19 protein-coding genes, 1 tRNA gene and 2 pseudogenes are annotated in these 14,455 nt (G+C 63.3%); 8 read left to right on the top strand and 14 right to left on the bottom strand.

What is annotated here, in order from left to right; genetic code table 11:
- Positions 1-1,379 (top strand): AI-2E family transporter (locus tag EN749_RS16865; RefSeq protein WP_145990929.1); only part of this gene is annotated, 1,379 nt, incomplete at its 5' end.
- A gap of 147 nt (positions 1,380-1,526) precedes the next feature.
- Positions 1,527-2,174: a glutathione S-transferase family protein gene (locus tag EN749_RS16860; RefSeq protein ID WP_127271145.1), complete on the top strand. Its 648-nt coding sequence runs from the start codon at positions 1,527-1,529 to the stop codon at positions 2,172-2,174.
- Between the two features lie 101 nt (positions 2,175-2,275).
- Here EN749_RS16860 and EN749_RS16855 read toward each other — a convergent pair whose 3' ends face one another.
- From EN749_RS16855 to EN749_RS16840, 3 genes are all read right to left on the bottom strand, one after another.
- Entirely contained in the window at positions 2,276-3,277 is a 1,002-nt protein-coding gene (locus EN749_RS16855; RefSeq protein ID WP_128363567.1) for an aldo/keto reductase, read from the bottom strand.
- 130 nt (positions 3,278-3,407) lie between these two features.
- Positions 3,408-3,602 (bottom strand): hypothetical protein, encoded by a 195-nt coding sequence (locus tag EN749_RS16850; protein ID WP_127382563.1) that lies wholly within the window; start codon positions 3,600-3,602, stop codon positions 3,408-3,410.
- Positions 3,603-4,020: 418 nt separating this feature from the next.
- A complete protein-coding gene (locus EN749_RS16840) occupies positions 4,021-4,905 on the bottom strand; it encodes a LysR family transcriptional regulator (protein ID WP_128363566.1) in 885 nt (294 codons plus the stop codon).
- 103 nt (positions 4,906-5,008) lie between these two features.
- Between EN749_RS16840 and EN749_RS16835 the strand changes: the two are divergent.
- Positions 5,009-5,873 (top strand): annotated as a pseudogene (locus EN749_RS16835) (NmrA/HSCARG family protein).
- Positions 5,874-5,976: 103 nt separating this feature from the next.
- Here the strand turns inward: EN749_RS16835 and EN749_RS16830 are convergent.
- Positions 5,977-6,294 (bottom strand): hypothetical protein, encoded by a 318-nt coding sequence (locus EN749_RS16830; protein ID WP_127269194.1) that lies wholly within the window; start codon positions 6,292-6,294, stop codon positions 5,977-5,979.
- A 281-nt stretch (positions 6,295-6,575) separates the two neighbouring features.
- Between EN749_RS16830 and EN749_RS16825 the strand changes: the two genes are divergently transcribed.
- Positions 6,576-6,818 (top strand): hypothetical protein, encoded by a 243-nt coding sequence (locus EN749_RS16825; protein ID WP_127269195.1) that lies wholly within the window; start codon positions 6,576-6,578, stop codon positions 6,816-6,818.
- A 96-nt stretch (positions 6,819-6,914) separates the two neighbouring features.
- Here the strand turns inward: EN749_RS16825 and EN749_RS16820 are convergent, their stop codons facing one another.
- The 5 genes and pseudogenes from EN749_RS16820 to EN749_RS16800 all read right to left on the bottom strand — a co-directional run bounded on the left by EN749_RS16820 (position 6,915) and on the right by EN749_RS16800 (position 9,137).
- Entirely contained in the window at positions 6,915-7,121 is a 207-nt protein-coding gene (locus tag EN749_RS16820; RefSeq protein WP_127809859.1) for a hypothetical protein, read from the bottom strand.
- A gap of 197 nt (positions 7,122-7,318) precedes the next feature.
- The gene (locus tag EN749_RS16815; protein WP_127331685.1) at positions 7,319-7,504 is read right to left on the bottom strand and encodes a hypothetical protein; all 186 of its coding nucleotides are present in this window, start codon (positions 7,502-7,504) and stop codon (positions 7,319-7,321) included.
- A gap of 318 nt (positions 7,505-7,822) precedes the next feature.
- Positions 7,823-7,896, bottom strand: a tRNA-Gln gene (locus EN749_RS16810).
- An 84-nt stretch (positions 7,897-7,980) separates the two neighbouring features.
- Complete coding sequence (locus EN749_RS16805) at positions 7,981-8,274, bottom strand: hypothetical protein (RefSeq protein WP_127809860.1); 294 nt, start codon at positions 8,272-8,274, stop codon at positions 7,981-7,983.
- 381 nt (positions 8,275-8,655) lie between these two features.
- Positions 8,656-9,137 (bottom strand): annotated as a pseudogene (locus EN749_RS16800) (pyridoxamine 5'-phosphate oxidase family protein).
- Between the two features lie 186 nt (positions 9,138-9,323).
- On the opposite strand from EN749_RS16800, the gene EN749_RS16795 reads away from it, so the two are divergent.
- Entirely contained in the window at positions 9,324-10,379 is a 1,056-nt protein-coding gene (locus EN749_RS16795) for a PAS domain S-box protein (RefSeq protein ID WP_127809861.1), read from the top strand.
- Between the two features lie 141 nt (positions 10,380-10,520).
- Positions 10,521-11,069, top strand: a complete 549-nt coding sequence (locus EN749_RS16790) for an MgtC/SapB family protein (protein WP_127809862.1) — start codon at positions 10,521-10,523, stop codon at positions 11,067-11,069.
- On the opposite strand, the gene EN749_RS16785 is transcribed toward EN749_RS16790, so the two are convergent.
- Positions 11,049-11,987, bottom strand: coding sequence for an alpha/beta hydrolase (locus tag EN749_RS16785; protein WP_189367571.1), 939 nt, complete (start codon positions 11,985-11,987; stop codon positions 11,049-11,051). The two genes, EN749_RS16790 and EN749_RS16785, sit on opposite strands and share 21 nt — an antisense overlap.
- 145 nt (positions 11,988-12,132) lie before the next feature.
- On the opposite strand from EN749_RS16785, the gene EN749_RS16780 reads away from it, so the two are divergent.
- Positions 12,133-12,441, top strand: a complete 309-nt coding sequence (locus EN749_RS16780) for a hypothetical protein (protein WP_127809863.1) — start codon at positions 12,133-12,135, stop codon at positions 12,439-12,441.
- Positions 12,442-12,531: 90 nt separating this feature from the next.
- Positions 12,532-12,666: a hypothetical protein gene (locus tag EN749_RS39445; RefSeq protein WP_281035303.1), complete on the top strand. Its 135-nt coding sequence runs from the start codon at positions 12,532-12,534 to the stop codon at positions 12,664-12,666.
- An 86-nt stretch (positions 12,667-12,752) separates the two neighbouring features.
- Here the strand turns inward: EN749_RS39445 and EN749_RS16775 are convergent, their stop codons facing one another.
- From EN749_RS16775 to EN749_RS16760, 4 genes are all read right to left on the bottom strand, one after another.
- On the bottom strand, positions 12,753-12,998 hold the full coding sequence (locus tag EN749_RS16775; protein ID WP_127331690.1) for a DUF982 domain-containing protein: 246 nt from the start codon (positions 12,996-12,998) through the stop codon (positions 12,753-12,755).
- A 14-nt stretch (positions 12,999-13,012) separates the two neighbouring features.
- The gene (locus EN749_RS16770) at positions 13,013-13,249 is read right to left on the bottom strand and encodes a DUF982 domain-containing protein (RefSeq protein ID WP_127809864.1); all 237 of its coding nucleotides are present in this window, start codon (positions 13,247-13,249) and stop codon (positions 13,013-13,015) included.
- A gap of 94 nt (positions 13,250-13,343) precedes the next feature.
- On the bottom strand, positions 13,344-13,787 hold the full coding sequence (locus EN749_RS16765; protein ID WP_128289410.1) for a GFA family protein: 444 nt from the start codon (positions 13,785-13,787) through the stop codon (positions 13,344-13,346).
- A gap of 171 nt (positions 13,788-13,958) precedes the next feature.
- Positions 13,959-14,138 (bottom strand): DUF3606 domain-containing protein, encoded by a 180-nt coding sequence (locus EN749_RS16760; protein ID WP_023813816.1) that lies wholly within the window; start codon positions 14,136-14,138, stop codon positions 13,959-13,961.
- Between the last annotated feature and the right edge of the window lie 317 nt (positions 14,139-14,455).

The following is a 14,455-nucleotide window of genomic DNA, read 5'->3' as shown; positions in this document are numbered from 1 at the left end:
TCGTCATCTTCATGCTGCTCGAGCGGGAGGATCTGCGCGACCGCTTCATCCGGCTTGTCGGCTACGGCGACCTCCACCGCACCACCGAGGCGCTTCAGGATGCCGCCAAGCGGGTGGGCCGCTATCTCTTGATGCAATTGGTCGTCAACATCGTCTACGCCGTACCGATCGCGATCGGGCTCTGGGCCCTCGGTATTCCCAATGCGCTGCTGTGGGGGCTGCTGGCGCTGGCGCTGCGTTTCGTTCCCTATATCGGCCCGATCATAGGCATGCTTTTGCCGCTGTTCCTGGCGCTGGCCGTTGCGCCGGGCTGGTCGCTCGTGCTGTGGACCGCCGGCCTGTTCGTGGTGATGGAGCTGATCACCGGCAATATCATCGAACCCTGGCTCTACGGTTCGCGGACAGGACTGTCGCCGCTGGCGATCATCGTCGCGGCGATTTTCTGGACGTGGCTCTGGGGGCCGCTCGGGCTGATCCTGTCGACACCGCTCACCGTCTGCCTGGTGGTGCTGGGCAGACACGTGCCGCAGTTTGAATTCCTCGACGTGCTGTTCGGCAACGAGCCCGTGCTCGAACCCCATGCGCGCCTGTACCAGCGGCTGCTGGCCGGCGATCCGGAAGAAGCCACCGACCATGCCGAGGAGATGCTGGAGGAGAAATATCTGGTCGAATTCTACGACAAGGTTGCCATTCCGGCGCTTTTGCTGGGCGAACAAGACCGTGTGCGCGGCGTCATGGGCGATTTGCAAAGGCGGCAGGTGGCGGCCAGTGCCCTGATGCTGGTCGCCAATCTCGACGACAGCGCGCAGGAGGAGGCAGGCGAGGAGGAGTCGCACGTGGCCGCAGAGGCGAGCGACGATGGCGATCCAAGCGGGGAGGACGAGACCGAACTGCCCGATGGCACGGATATCTCCGTGCTTTGCGCCGGCGGGCGTGGCGAGCTCGACGACGCCGCCGCCGCTATGCTGGCGCAGGTGCTGGAGGTGCAGGGCGCGACGGTATCGAAAGCCGGCTTTGCCGATATGGAGCCCGCCAGCATTCGCCGCCTTGAGCTCGAAACCGTCGACACCGTCGTGGTCGGATTCCTGAACCGGGATTCCGTCAAGCACGCCGGCTTCCTGGTTCGCCGGCTGAAGCGCGCCAAGGCCGCACTTCGGGTGGGAATCGTGTTCTGGTCGGAGGCCGCTGCTGAGGACAAGGAGACGGCCGACAAACTGGCCCGTGACTTGAACGCGGATTTCGTGGCGCATGGCATGGTCGACGCCGTGCTGGGCGCGCTCTCAAACGAGCCGCCGGTCGCTCTCAAGCTCGTCGCCAAACGGCGCATGCGGCGACAGCGGGCCGCGTCCAAGAAGGTCACGGCGGCAGCGGCGGATTAGGCCCTGCCTTTGCCTTCTTCGGCAATGTCGGGGTCGACAAGCCAGGCACGAACTGCGGAAAATAGTTCAAACCGATGTCGATTTCCGGGAGGCCCATTCGTCTTCACGATAGGGAGCCGAAGAATTCGCCCAATCAGGAACGATGCGATGACAATCACCATCACGGCATTTGAGCGATCGCCCGATCGCGGCAAGGGACTGGCGCGCGATACGCGCGTTCGCTGGGCGCTCGAAGAGGTAGGGCTGCCTTATGAGGTTCGGTTTGTATCCTTCGCGCAGATGAAGGCGCCGGACCATCTGGCCCTCCATCCCTTCGGCCAGATCCCCACCTACGAGGAGGGTTCTCTCTCACTGTTCGAGACCGGCTCGATCATCCTTCACCTTGCCGAGCAGCACGCGGGCCTGCTGCCCGGCGATCGCGATGCCCGCGCGCGTGCGATCACGTGGATGTTTGCCGCACTTAACACAGTCGAGCCGCCGATCCTCGAATTAACGACGGCAAAGATATTCGAAGCTGACAAGCCCTGGAGCGAGGAGCGTTTGCCATTGGTGAAGGATCGTGTTCGCGCCTGTCTCGACAGGCTCTCGGCTCGTCTGGACGCCGCCGAGTGGCTCGACGATGCATTCAGCGCGGGCGATCTGTTGATGGTATCGGTGCTGCTGCGACTAAGAATGTCGGGCATTTTGGACGAATATCAAAACCTTGCTGCATATGTAGCGCGCGGTGAAGCTCGGCCTGCTTACATCAGGGCTTTCGCTGCGCAATTTGCGATCAACGCTCCACCGGCCAGCTGAAACATTGGCTGATAAAGCCGAGCCGACAGCCGATTTGACATCAGCTGCCGCCGAAGAGTTGAGCGAGAGCATTGCCCTCAGAGCGAGACGGGCGGCGCCCCCTACCGGTCGACCATCGCCATGCCCCGCTCGGTGTAGCGCGGGCCGGAGATTTTCCCCGGCGCGAGCGCTTCGTCGAGCGCGGCCATCTCGGCGGCATCGAGTTTGATCGCGGCGGCGGCGACGTTCTCTCCCAGGTATTTTGTGCGCTTGGTGCCGGGGATCGGCACGATGTCGATGCCAAAGCCGTCGCCCTTCGCCAGCAGCCAGGCCAGCGCGATCTGGCCGGGCTTGATGCCTTTGGCTGCTGCGATGTCGCTCACCTTGGCGGCCGCCTCGACATTGGCGTCGTAGTTTTCGCCTTGGTAGCGCGGGTCGTTGCGGCGATAATCGCCGTCGGGATAGTCTTCCGCGCGCTTGACCTGGCCGGTGAGAAAACCTCGGCCGAGCGGCGAGAACGGCACCAGGCCGATGCCGAGTTCGCCAAGCAGCGGGATGATCTCCGGCTCCAGATTGCGCTCCCACAGCGAATACTCGCTCTGCACCGCTGACACCGGGTGCGCAGCATGCGCCCGGCGGATGTTGGCCGCGCCGGCCTCCGACAGGCCGAAGAAGCGCACCTTGCCTTGCGCGACGAGTTCGCCGACGGCGCCCGCGACATCCTCCATCGGCACCGCCGGGTCGACGCGGTGCTGGTAGAGCAGGTCGATATGGTCGGTTCCGAGGCGGCCGAGCGAGGCTTCCACGACCTCACGAATATGCTCGGGCCGGCTGTCGGTTCCGACCTGCTTGCCGTTTTCGATACGGAAGCCGAATTTCGTGGCGATCGTCACCTGGTCGCGCTTGCCCTTTAACGCCCGACCGAGCAAGGCTTCGTTGGCGTAGGGACCATAGACCTCCGCGGCGTCGAGGAAGGTGCAGCCGAGTTCGATGGCACGGTGCAGCGTGGCGATGGATTCGGCCTCGTCGGCCGGGCCGTAGGACTGGCTCATGCCCATGCAGCCGAGGCCGATGGCCGAGACCTGCAGCCCCTGGCTGCCGAGCTTGCGTGTTTTCAGGGTCATGGCAGGCGTTCTCCGGGAAGGGTCCAGGAATTATAGCAGCCGATCGCTCAATTCCCACAGGGTGTTCGGCCGCATGTCGATGGTTTGAAGACGACGCGGCCGCCCCATGGCTGCTCACCATGCGGCGGCGCTATTCTTCGACGGCCAGGATCACTCCGGCAATCGCGGCGCCGACAAAAGCGCCCACGGATGCGCCGACAAGGGGATCGGCCATGATATGGTTGCCGACCACTTCGCCGACACCGCCTCCAGCCAATGTGCCGGCAATTATACCGATGAAAAGGCGGAGAAGTGGATCTGTAGTCAGGCGATTCAGCATCATCATGGCCTTTGCAGCTCGCTCACATGTTGGAGGCGACATCGCGGGTGGACGGAGGCTTGGGCCTATGAGCGGCACGCTGGTTTGACGCCTGCGGCGCAACGCTGGGCGTGGCTTTGGCATTCCCAGCGGTGTTGGACGCTTGCGCCTTGCGGCGCCTGAGCCAGTTGGATGACAGTTCGGCAAGGAGACTGCGCAGAGCCTTCACCACGTCCTCCCGAGTGCGGCGAGGCCAAAACCTCCATGCACCCAGTTTGTTCCACACCGAAAACAATCGTTCGCGAAACGGCGCCTGCCGGTGCGATCGGCCTGTTTGCCGGGTTCTGTCGACGAGTGGATCGGAGGTTGCGGCATGTTCTGCCAAGCAGGCTGGCAGGTGACGTGACGCTGCCAGGGTCCCAGTGCGCTGAAAGCGGGTTCGGCATCACCTGCCGATATAGGCGGCCAGTTCGTCCGGCGTCCCGTTCGGGAAGGCCTGTTTCAGAAAGTCCAGGAAAGCCGACACGCGCGGGCTGAGCAGCCGCCGAGACGGGTAGAGCGTCCAAAGAGCGATCTCCGGGCCGTCAATGTCTCCCCAATTCACCAGTGTGCCGTCAGCCAAATCGTGGGCCACCAACGAAATGGGAAGACGTGCTGCCCCGACCCCCGCTCGCACCGCATCGCGCACCATAATGAGCGTTCCCAAAGCGAGGACCGGCTCGATTTTTATCGTCGACCGGCCAGCCTCTGTCTTCACGTGCCATGTTTGCCGTTCGCCTGTCCCGCGCGCAACGCCAGGGGCCGGACCACCGGTGCGAGGAAGGTGAAGGCTCGCCACGACGACCAGCCGGTCGCGGAGAAACGCCCGTCCGACCAGGCTTTCATCGGGATCCGGGTTGACCCGGATCACCAGGTCGTAGCCTTCCTCGATCATGTCCACAGCCCGGTCCTCCGTCGTGACCTCCAGCCTCACCTCCGGAAATTTGAGGGTAAATCCCGCAGCGATCCTCCCCATCGCGGTCTGAGAAAAAAGCAGGGGCGCGCTGATACGCAATCTGCCCTTGGGTTTGCGACCGCCCGAGGCGATCTCCGCAGCCGTCTCGTCCAGTTCGGCAAGCAATACTCCCGTCCGCTCGAAGAGCGCCCGTCCTTCTTCGGTCAGCTTCAGGTTGCGCGCGCCCCGTTCAAACAGGCGCAGGTCAAGGCTGCTCTCCAAGTATCCAACCCGCCGCGACAAGGTTGCCTTGGGCCGGCCGGTGGCCCTTGCCGCTTTGCCGAAACCGCCATGGCGGGCAACGAGGTTGAAATCGGTGAGGGCCAGAAGATCCATGAGTGTTCCACCAGTGAGACGGCGCGTCTAAAATTTCGGCCTGTTTGACTGTTTGTGAGCCACACATATTGGGCCTGTCAAGCAACCCAACAGGAGAAATTCCATGACCATTCTCGTTACCGGCGCCACAGGCAATGTTGGCCGCCAAGTCGTCGAACACCTCGTCAAGCGCGGCGCCGACGTCCGTGCTCTCGTCCGCGATCCGTCGAAAGCCAGCTTTCCGGCAGGCGTATCGGTCGCGCAAGGCGACTTTCTCGATGTCGATTCACTGCGCAAAGCCATGTCCGGTGTTTCCACCCTGTTCCTCTTGAACGCCGTGGTGCCGGACGAATTCACCCAGGCTTTGGTCGCGCTGAACGTCGCCCGATCGGCGGGCATCGAGCGGATCGTCTATCTCTCGGTGATCCATGCGGACGTCTATGTGAACGTGCCGCATTTCGCCGGCAAATTCGGCGTCGAGCGAATGATCGAGCAGATGGGCTTCCAGGCCACGATCCTGCGCCCGGCCTATTTCATCCAGAACGACCTGATGATCGAAGACGTCATCACCGGCTACGGCACCTACACAATGCCGGTCGGCGCCAAGGGGCTCGCCATGGTCGACGTGCGTGATATCGCCGAGATCGCCGCTCTCGAGCTGCTGCGCCGCGAACGGTCCGCGGAGCCGCTTGCGCTCGAGCGGATCAACCTCGTCGGTCCGCAGACACTGACCGGATATCGCCGCTATCTGGTCCGACGTGCTTGCCCGCCCGATCAGCTACGGCGGCGACAACACCGAAGATTTCGAGCAGAATCTCAAGCAGTTCCTGCCTGCCTGGATGGCGTACGACATGCGCTTGATGGGCGAACGGTTCCTGACCGACGGCATGATGCCCGAGGCCGGCGACGTCGAGCGCCTGACCACGCTTCTGGGCCGCCCGCTGCGTCCCTATCGCGACTTCGCCTCACAAATCGCCGGCTCCGCCTGAGGAACTGCTCTGGTCATCACCAAGGTACGGAAACAGCAGGGCGGCCTTTTGAGGAGGCCGCTCTGGCTGGCACGGGACAAATGCGCGTTCAGCCTGAACCGCCCTACTGCAGGGTGGCCTCACCAGGTCTGTCGAGTTGGGCGTTGACGCGCTCACCATCGTCGCCACCGAGGCCATCCACGAACAGACCAGCTACGCCGTCGAAATTGGTGAGCCCGTCGAATTCAATTGCCGCGCCAATCAGCTGGGCTGCCTGGAAGACAAGGTATTCGACGTCCTCGAGGGCGACGTTTTCGGCCAGATTCCTGACCCTTACATGCTCCGCCACCGCCGTGATGCTGACGATGCCGGTCTTCCTGAAGGCGACCTGGACTGCTGAACGGACGTCATCGCGCAGTCGCGCCGAGTAATCATACCGCATCGAAACCTCCCAAAGGGAATGGTTTTCTGTTCAGGTTGCACAATGCGGCAGGGGCTTGGGCTTGGCAAGTCACTAATTAAATTATACCCAAACAAATCAAATAGTTAGCATAGTTGTGCAACTGTGTGTGTTACGCCGAATACGCATCACGCTCTTCATGAGCATGACAAGCGGTTCACCCATCGCGAGGTCTTGACGCGCTAGGAGCGGTTTCCTAACTATGAGTTGAGTAAGTTGAATACTCATTCTACGTATTCATGGTGCGGAGCGAGGGAAGCGCGATGACTGAACTGGAACGCCCGGAACGGTTGCAGATCATGCTGACGTCAGACGAACTGGCGGCGCTGGAAAACTGGCGCTTTGACAAGCGCATGCCGAGCCGTTCGGCCGCCGTGAGGGAATTGCTGCGGCGCGGTCTTGCCTCGGATGGCTTCCTGACGGCGGAGCAAGGGACGAAGTCGCAAGACTTCGGCATCTTGCCAACCGCCGGCGGCAACGGCATTTCCGACGGCGGCAAGGAGTAGGGCGGTTCACCACGCGTGAGCCGCCCTGGCCCCGCAGGCCGGTCGGCAGTTGCCGCGACGCGGCGCCGGCTGGCGTACCGGGACGAGACTCTCGGTTCAGAGGATGTTGGTCGTCACTTCGACGACGATCGCGGCACCTTCCAGGCTGCCATTGGTGACGTGCACGACGCGCGATACCCGCAGATCCTGCGTGGTTCCGTCGATCGACAGCGCGACACTTTCGCCGATCCGTGGAACCGCCTGAAAAATGGCGTCCGTGGCCTCCGGCCGGTTGTCGATCGATATGCGGCAGTTGACGGTCATGAGATGTCTCCTGTGTCGGCCCGGTGGTCAACGCGGTGTCCGCGAAATGGTTTCAGGAGGCCGGATGCAACTTAATGGCGCCCGGATTCGTAAAGCAGTAATTGCTCCATCGTTCATCGTAACGGAGCAACAGCTCGCTGGGGAGGGCGTTGGGGCTGCCCCGGCGAGCTTGATCCGATTTGCCCAGGGGCGTGGCGTCACCGAGGCATGGAGACGAGTTTCGGAGCCCGCAATTCCCCGGCCATCCTTGCCGCCTGGAAGATTGTCATCAAAACCAGGATGGGCTCACCCTCGGTCGGGTTGATGGTCAGGACGACGCGGCCGAGCTCGTCGCTCATGCCGCAAGACCAATCCTTGACGGCTATCACTTTTCTCGCGGCCATATGCCTTCTCCTGAACCGGAGGTCCCCTGCGGGCTACGCGGTCTGGAGTTGGTCGACAGAACCTTCGCCTGACATTGCAACCAGCCGAAATGCGGCAAATGCGGTCAATATTATGAAAACCGCCGTGACGTTCAGGGACATCGTCGATGCAAGGACGCCCCCGTCAAAGCAACTCAGTTCCATGGCGCTGCACCCCTTGAAGCCACTGACGGTCCGGATGATGATCCTGCTTGGGGCGAAATACAAGCGTTCGCTAATACGCTGATGCCGGCTGGCCAGCCCTGCGCGCAGCTTTTGAGCAGCCGAACGCTTGGTTGCTGGTTCCCGCTCAAGGGCTCGAACCTCGATTCACGCCTTCAAAGGGCGCTGTCCTACCATTAGACGAAGCGGGAAAATGCACGTTGCGCCCCACCCCTAGCCGGTTCGCGCGCCGGGATCAACGCACTGCGGCGGCAAAGCCGATTGGAAGCGCGGTGTCAGTCCGGAAAGTTGGTGACGGGTTCCTCGCAGCGGTAGACCGGGCAGCTGCCGTCACGGGTCGGGACATAGGCCGACATCGGCACCTCCGGCCAGTCGCATTCATTGCCGAACTGCCTGACATAGCGGTCATAGGTGTTGGGGCCGGTGGTCAGCACCACGGCATGGCGGCTTTGGAGCAGTTGCCGGAGTTGGTCGCAACTCATCGTGCGGGTGTCGGGCCTGGCTTCGGCGAGGCCGGCCGCCGCCAGCAGGATCGCTGCCGTCATCAAGGCAATTCGGCGCATTGGCATGGCTGTTCCCTCGAATGGATATATCGGCCGAAACTCGCATCCCGGCGGGTGGTTCCGCTACCGCCGGCTGGCCGTCTGTGGCGGCGCAACCAAATGGTCCGTCGTGCATTGCTGGGGATGGATGGCAGGAAGCCCTACGAAACCCCGCAATGGCGGCCCGGAAACGGGGATCGCGAGGCCATGTGCTGTTCTTTCTGCGGCGGGCGCGACCACAGCTATGAGGACTGTCCGCAAAGGGATACTGACGCCGATCCAGTGCCGAATGCCCCTGACCCTCCCAAGCCAGACTGATCCGCGCCGGTATGCCGCCAGCAATATGTCAAATGCGACCCGCCGGCATTCGTACATCTGACTGATGTCGTGATTTTCAACGCCGTCCGGCTACATCCTGACCTTACCGGTGTCACCGATTTCCGGGCGGCTGTCGCTGACCGTTGCGGCCAGCATCTTCACATAGCTGACCACGGTGCCGGGGCTGTCCCAATACTGGGCGTCTTTCGGCGTCACCTTAAGCACGCGGATCGAAGGATCATCGGCACTGTCCCACCAGGCCTTGGCCGGGGTCGACCACAACTCCCTGATCTTGGCGCGGTCGTTCGAAACCGCCGCCAGACCGCTGACGGAAACATATTTCTGGCCGCCTGAATGGCGAAGGCGAGACCGACATTGGGCTCGGCTTCGATCTCGTCATCCTTGTGACTGTCGACATCGGTGAGGAAGTAGACGGCGTTTTCGTCGCGCACCACATGCGCCGCCATCGGTCGCGAGCGGATGTCATCGCCTTCGCGAGTGGCGAGCATACAGAAGCCGATCCTGTCCATCAGTTTCCAGACCCGGTCGAGATCGCTGTTGCCGTCGCTCATTGTGTGCCTCCTTATTGAGCCGTCCACGGGGGGTGTCGGGTGCAACTCGCGCAGGCGCGCAAGGTTCCGGACATGAACTGCCCGGACTGTTCCTGGGAGGAATGTTGGAGGCGATTGCAACCAAAATGCACCGCGGCGCATTGGTGGCCATGCGCGCAATCCGCGCAGAGGGAGAAGGGGTCGACCGTGATAGATTTGGCGGGCCGTGATGCCTTGATCGCCATCACCGCCGATGCGCGGTTGGCAGCGATTGTCGATTCGTCCTTCGACGCCATCGTCAGCAAGGATCTGAACAGCATCATCACCAGTTGGAACGCGGCGGCGCAACGCATGTTCGGCTACACCGCCGAAGAGGCCGTCGGCCGCTCCGTGCTCATGCTCATCCCCGATCATCTCAAGGATGAAGAGACCGACATCATCAGCCGGGTTCGCAGGGGCGAGCTGCTGGCCAGCTACGAGACGATCCGCCGGCGCAAGGATGGCGGCCTCATCGCCGTGTCGCTGACCATTTCGCCGATCAGGAACGTGTCCGGCGAGATCATCGGCGCCTCGAAGATCGCCCGCGACATCACCGCCAGCAAGGAGAGCGAGCGCCGGATCAGGCTTTTGCTCCGCGAGGTGAACCATCGCGTCAAGAACCAGTTCGCGGTGATCCTCTCGATGATCAGGGAGACCAGCAAACGCTCGACCGATCCGCGTGAATTCGAGGAGTTGATCCGCTCCCGCATCATGGCGCTGTCGCGGTCGCACGATCTGCTGGTGAACTCGGAATGGGCCGGCGCCAGCCTCTTCGACCTCGCCCAGGAGCAGCTCAAGCCGTTCGGCCACGAGGCGCGGGTATCGCTCTCCGGGCCGCTTTTGACCCTGCAGCCGAACGCCGTGCAGAATCTCGGCATGGCATTTCATGAACTCGGCACCAACTCATCAAAATATGGCGCGCTGGCGAGCGAGGCCGGGCGGCTCGAGATCACCTGGCGGATCGTCGAAGGCGTTTCGGACAAGCGGGAAATTCATCTGGTCTGGGACGAGACGATGCCGGTGCGCGAGGGAGAGCGGCGGGACGAAAGCACGCGCAAGGGTTTCGGCACCGTCGTCCTGCAACGGGTCGCGCCGCAATCGCTGAACGGCTTGGCGGTGCTGGATCGCAGCCCGGGCCATCTCAAATGGTCCCTGACGGCGCCCCTGGACTCGATCATCGTTCCGCAGCTCGGCGCCGACCTGCCCGAAACCGAGCCTTCCTGAGCCCTTGAGGGTTGGTTCCATCAACCTCCCTTTGGCAGATGCGTATTCAAAAGCGGCCGCATCCTTGCCGCACCTGGCCGTGGATTCAGGAACCGCGACCCGGTGGCCGCGTTGTGGCGTCAAGCTTTTGGAGGGGACATCATGGAACAGCTCGTCGAGGAATTCGGCCATTCCACCTACACCTCGTTTCCGGTCATCGCGGCGCGGCTGTTGCTGGCCACCCTCTATGGCGCGGTCATCGGTTTCGAACGCGAATGGCGCAACCGCCCGGCCGGACTTCGCACGCATATTCTCGTCTGCGTCGCCGCCGCCACCTTCGGCATCCTGACGGTCGAGATCGTGCACGCGCCGATGTTCGCCGGGGAATCGGTCAAGGTCGATCCGATCCGGGTGGTCGAGGCGGTGACCGCCGGCGTCGCTTTCCTCGCCGCCGGCTCGATCATGTTTTCGCGCGGCGAGGTGCATGGGCTGACGACCGGCGCCGGCATGTGGCTGGCGGGCGCGATCGGCGTCGCCTGCGGACTGGGTCTTTGGCAAGTGGCCGGGTTCGGCACGCTGATCGTGCTGGTCGTTGCCGGCTTTCTGCGCCGGTTCGAAAGCGGACCCGGCCTTGCCGCCGGTGATGAAGGCAGTCAGGCAAAGGCGGAAAAGGAGGGGGCCTCGGCCCGATCAAAGGGAGGGCGAAGGTAATCCCGTTCGCCGAGAGATGCCGTGACTGGTTTCACCGAAGAAGCCGGCCAGCAGATCGGCCGTCCGCGCCGGATTCTCCTCGGGAAAGAAGTGTCCACCTGGCATCGCCTGGCCACGCACATCGTCGGCCCAGCCCTGCCACAGCGCCAGCGGCCCGCCTTCGCCGGCATACCATTGCGCCAACGCGCCCTGACCGCTCCATAGCGCCAGCAGCGGGCAGCGGATGCGCCGGCCGGCTGCCTTGTCGGCATGATCGTGCTCGCGGTCGAGCGTGGCTGCCGCCCGATATTCCTCGCAGATGGCATGGGCGTGGGCAGGCGCGCGCAAGGCCTCGACATAGGCCCGACGCACTTCGGCTGGAAACGCCGATGGCGGCGAGCCCCAGCCGTTGAGCGCATTGTCGACGACCGCCTCGGCGGCGCCGGACAGGATCTTTTCCGGCAACGGCTCGGGCTGCGCCAGCAGCGACCATGGCCAATAACCCAGCGCCAGCCTGGCGTCGGCCCGGTCCCAGGCATCGGCGGTCGGCACGATGTCGAGAACGGCGAGCTTGTCGATGCTGCCCCGATGATCGAGCGCCATGCGGTAGGCGACACGCCCGCCGCGATCATGGCCGGCGACCATGAATCTGCTGAAACCCAGCTTCTCCATCAGCCTCATCATATCGGCGGCCATGGTGCGCTTGGCATAGGGGGCGTGGTCGGGAGTGGATGCCGGACAGGAACTGCGGCCATAGCCGCGTAGGTCGGCGCAGACGACGCTGAACCGGCTGGCCAGAGCGGGGGCGATGTCGCGCCACATCAGATGCGTCTGCGGAAAGCCGTGCAGCAGCAGCAGCGGCGGCCCGCCCCCGGCGCGCAGGCAGAATATGCCGGCATCGCCGGTGTCGATTTCCGCGCCTTGAAAACCTTCGAACATGATCGCCTCCGGCACCCGCAACGGCCGGCAAACGGGTTTGGTTGCAATACCGCAGGGCGAGGCGGCCAACCTTTTTCATCGACAGGCGTTGTCCCTTTGAAAGGAAGGTCGCCGCGGGCGACCGTGAAGAAAGAAGGAGGCAGTGATGAGAATTCTTGCCATCATGCCACTAGGCCTCATGCTGGCGCTGGCAATGCCGGCCGCGGCCCAGCAGCAGAACGACAGCCAGGCGCCGCAGGCCGACAAATGCAGGGCTCAGACCGAGCAAGGGGCAAAACAGCAGCCTGAACAGCAGGCCGATGACGGCAATTTGACCGCGAAGCTCAACGACTGCGGCGGCGTGCTGAAACCGCCCCCGACGGGCGACCAGGGCATGGCGGCGCCGGCGCCGAACGAAGGCAAGACGCCGGTGATCAAGCCGGGTGAAGTGCCGCCCCAGCCGCCGAAGCAATAACCTCCGCTCGCTGGTATTATCGCGCAAGCTAATGGAACCTCGTTATCTTGGGGGCGTTTCTCTCACGACTTGGAATTCGGAGAGATTATCGTGAGAGATATTGCGACCACAGCCACGTTGCTTGCCTCGATTGCCATCGTGATTGCCTTGATTCTGCTGGCGCCGAAGAGTTTTGGCTTCGAAACCTCACACCCGATCGTACAGGGCGAGCTTCCGGCGGAATAATCGGATCGAGTATTGCGGGTGATCAGGACGATTTGCGTGAAGCAGGCGAGGCACGATGTCCCGCCTGCTTCTTTTCATTGAAACCGCTATCGCACCAAGACGCCGGAGTGGCTGCAGAGCGCTGCGAACGCTTCCTGTGCCTCGGCAGCACCTGCATTGTTATCCAGGGCTGCTTCGACCTTCTCGCGCGCCGCCTGGTAGAACGGGCCGCGTTTGGCCTGCGGCCAGTCGATCAGGATTTCGCTGGCATCCTTGAGCGTTGCGACATCGCGGATCGTGTCCGACCCATGCGGCTTGATCCGCATCGGTGTGGGCAAAATGAGCTCGGACATGTCCTGTTTTCCATCTACTGGAGGAGTTTTGCTTCGCGCGCGGCGTCGATCATCGCCCGCATCGCTTTTTCCGCCGGCGTCCAGCCATCCAGCGCATCGCGGCAACTGCGCAACGCCGCCCGGTAGCGCCGTCCCTGGCCAGCCGGCCAGTCGGCGAGGCATTCCAGCCCTTCCCAGGCGCTGCGGATGATGCGCTCGCGCTCAGGCGCGAATTTCAGCCTGATGGGGCGGGGAAACATCTTGTCGTTCAACGGTCGTCTCCATGATTGCCGCAAGTGTCGCTGGCGACATGCGTGAGAGCGCTCGGTAACGTCGCCGGCAGGACAGGGTTCCCTTGCCAAGAGATCAAATCTCAGCGTCGATGTCCGACAGCGATCTCGGCGTCGGCGCTTCGGCGTTGTGCTGCGCTGGGCGGTCATGCTCGAACTGTTCGGTGCCGGGCAGAGCGTGCAGCCAGGTCTCGCGCCTGGAGGTCCACAATTCATATTCGGGCACGAGATCGGTCGGCGCGATGTCGAGGCTGCCGATCGCCACCTCGGCCTCGTTGTCGTCGACCCAGGCGACGCGGCCGCCGCATGTCGGGCAAAAGCTCCGCGTGCCATAGGAGCTGACGAGGCCGGTGGTCTCGAAGGCTTCGCGCGGCCAGATGGCAAAGGCCGAGTAGACCGAACCGCCGGCCTTGCGGCAGTCCTTGCAATGGCACAGGCCGAAGCGCAGCGGCGCGCCGTGAACCTCGAACTGCACGCCGCCGCACAGGCAACTCCCGGTCCTGCGTATGGTGTCGGACATGGCGACCTCCCTCAATACGTGGCGCTGCGGGCCGGGTGGGACAGATGCTCGTCTGCCGTTTCGTTGGCCAGGATGAGAAACCGGGAAAAAGACATCCTGTTCACCGTACCACCAGGCCCGGTTGACACGGCCCGCAGCATCTTTAACGCCGCCCAGGCGAAATGGTTTCGGCTAGCCGCGGGCCGCCATATGGGCGTCGAGCTTCTTGCGCGAGGGGCCGTAGCGCTTGATGATGGTCTGTGCCTCGCTTGGCGGGATGCCGTATTTGCGGGCAAAGGCGGCAACCTCGTAGGGCTCTTCACTCGAGACCTGCTTGCGGTCCTGTTTCGTCTTCGACTTGTCGTCAGCCATCTCAGGCCTCGCTTTCTGTTGTCGGGGACGCGCAGCCTTCGGCGCCCGCGATCAACACGACATAACACAGATTGGCGCCGCCGGTTCCACCAGACGACACGGCCTGGGCTGCGATAGGCGTGTATCAGGCCGAGGGCCGCATGGGGTCGGCGGCGGCAGCGTGGTCGCCGTCACATTCGGAGCATGCCGCGCTGAGGCCGGGGCAGCCGCGCCGGTGCGTGCCGGCGGGGCAGCAATGGCCGTTGGAACTCGTCCAGCGGGGGCATTCGAAGACCTGACCAGCGCCGCCGCAGCCGCTGCACTCCAGCGGTGCCGAC

The organism is Mesorhizobium sp. M7A.F.Ca.ET.027.02.1.1 (assembly GCF_004022985.1).
Lineage (GTDB): Bacteria > Pseudomonadota > Alphaproteobacteria > Rhizobiales > Rhizobiaceae > Mesorhizobium.
This window is presented reverse-complemented; position numbering and strand designations above follow the sequence as displayed.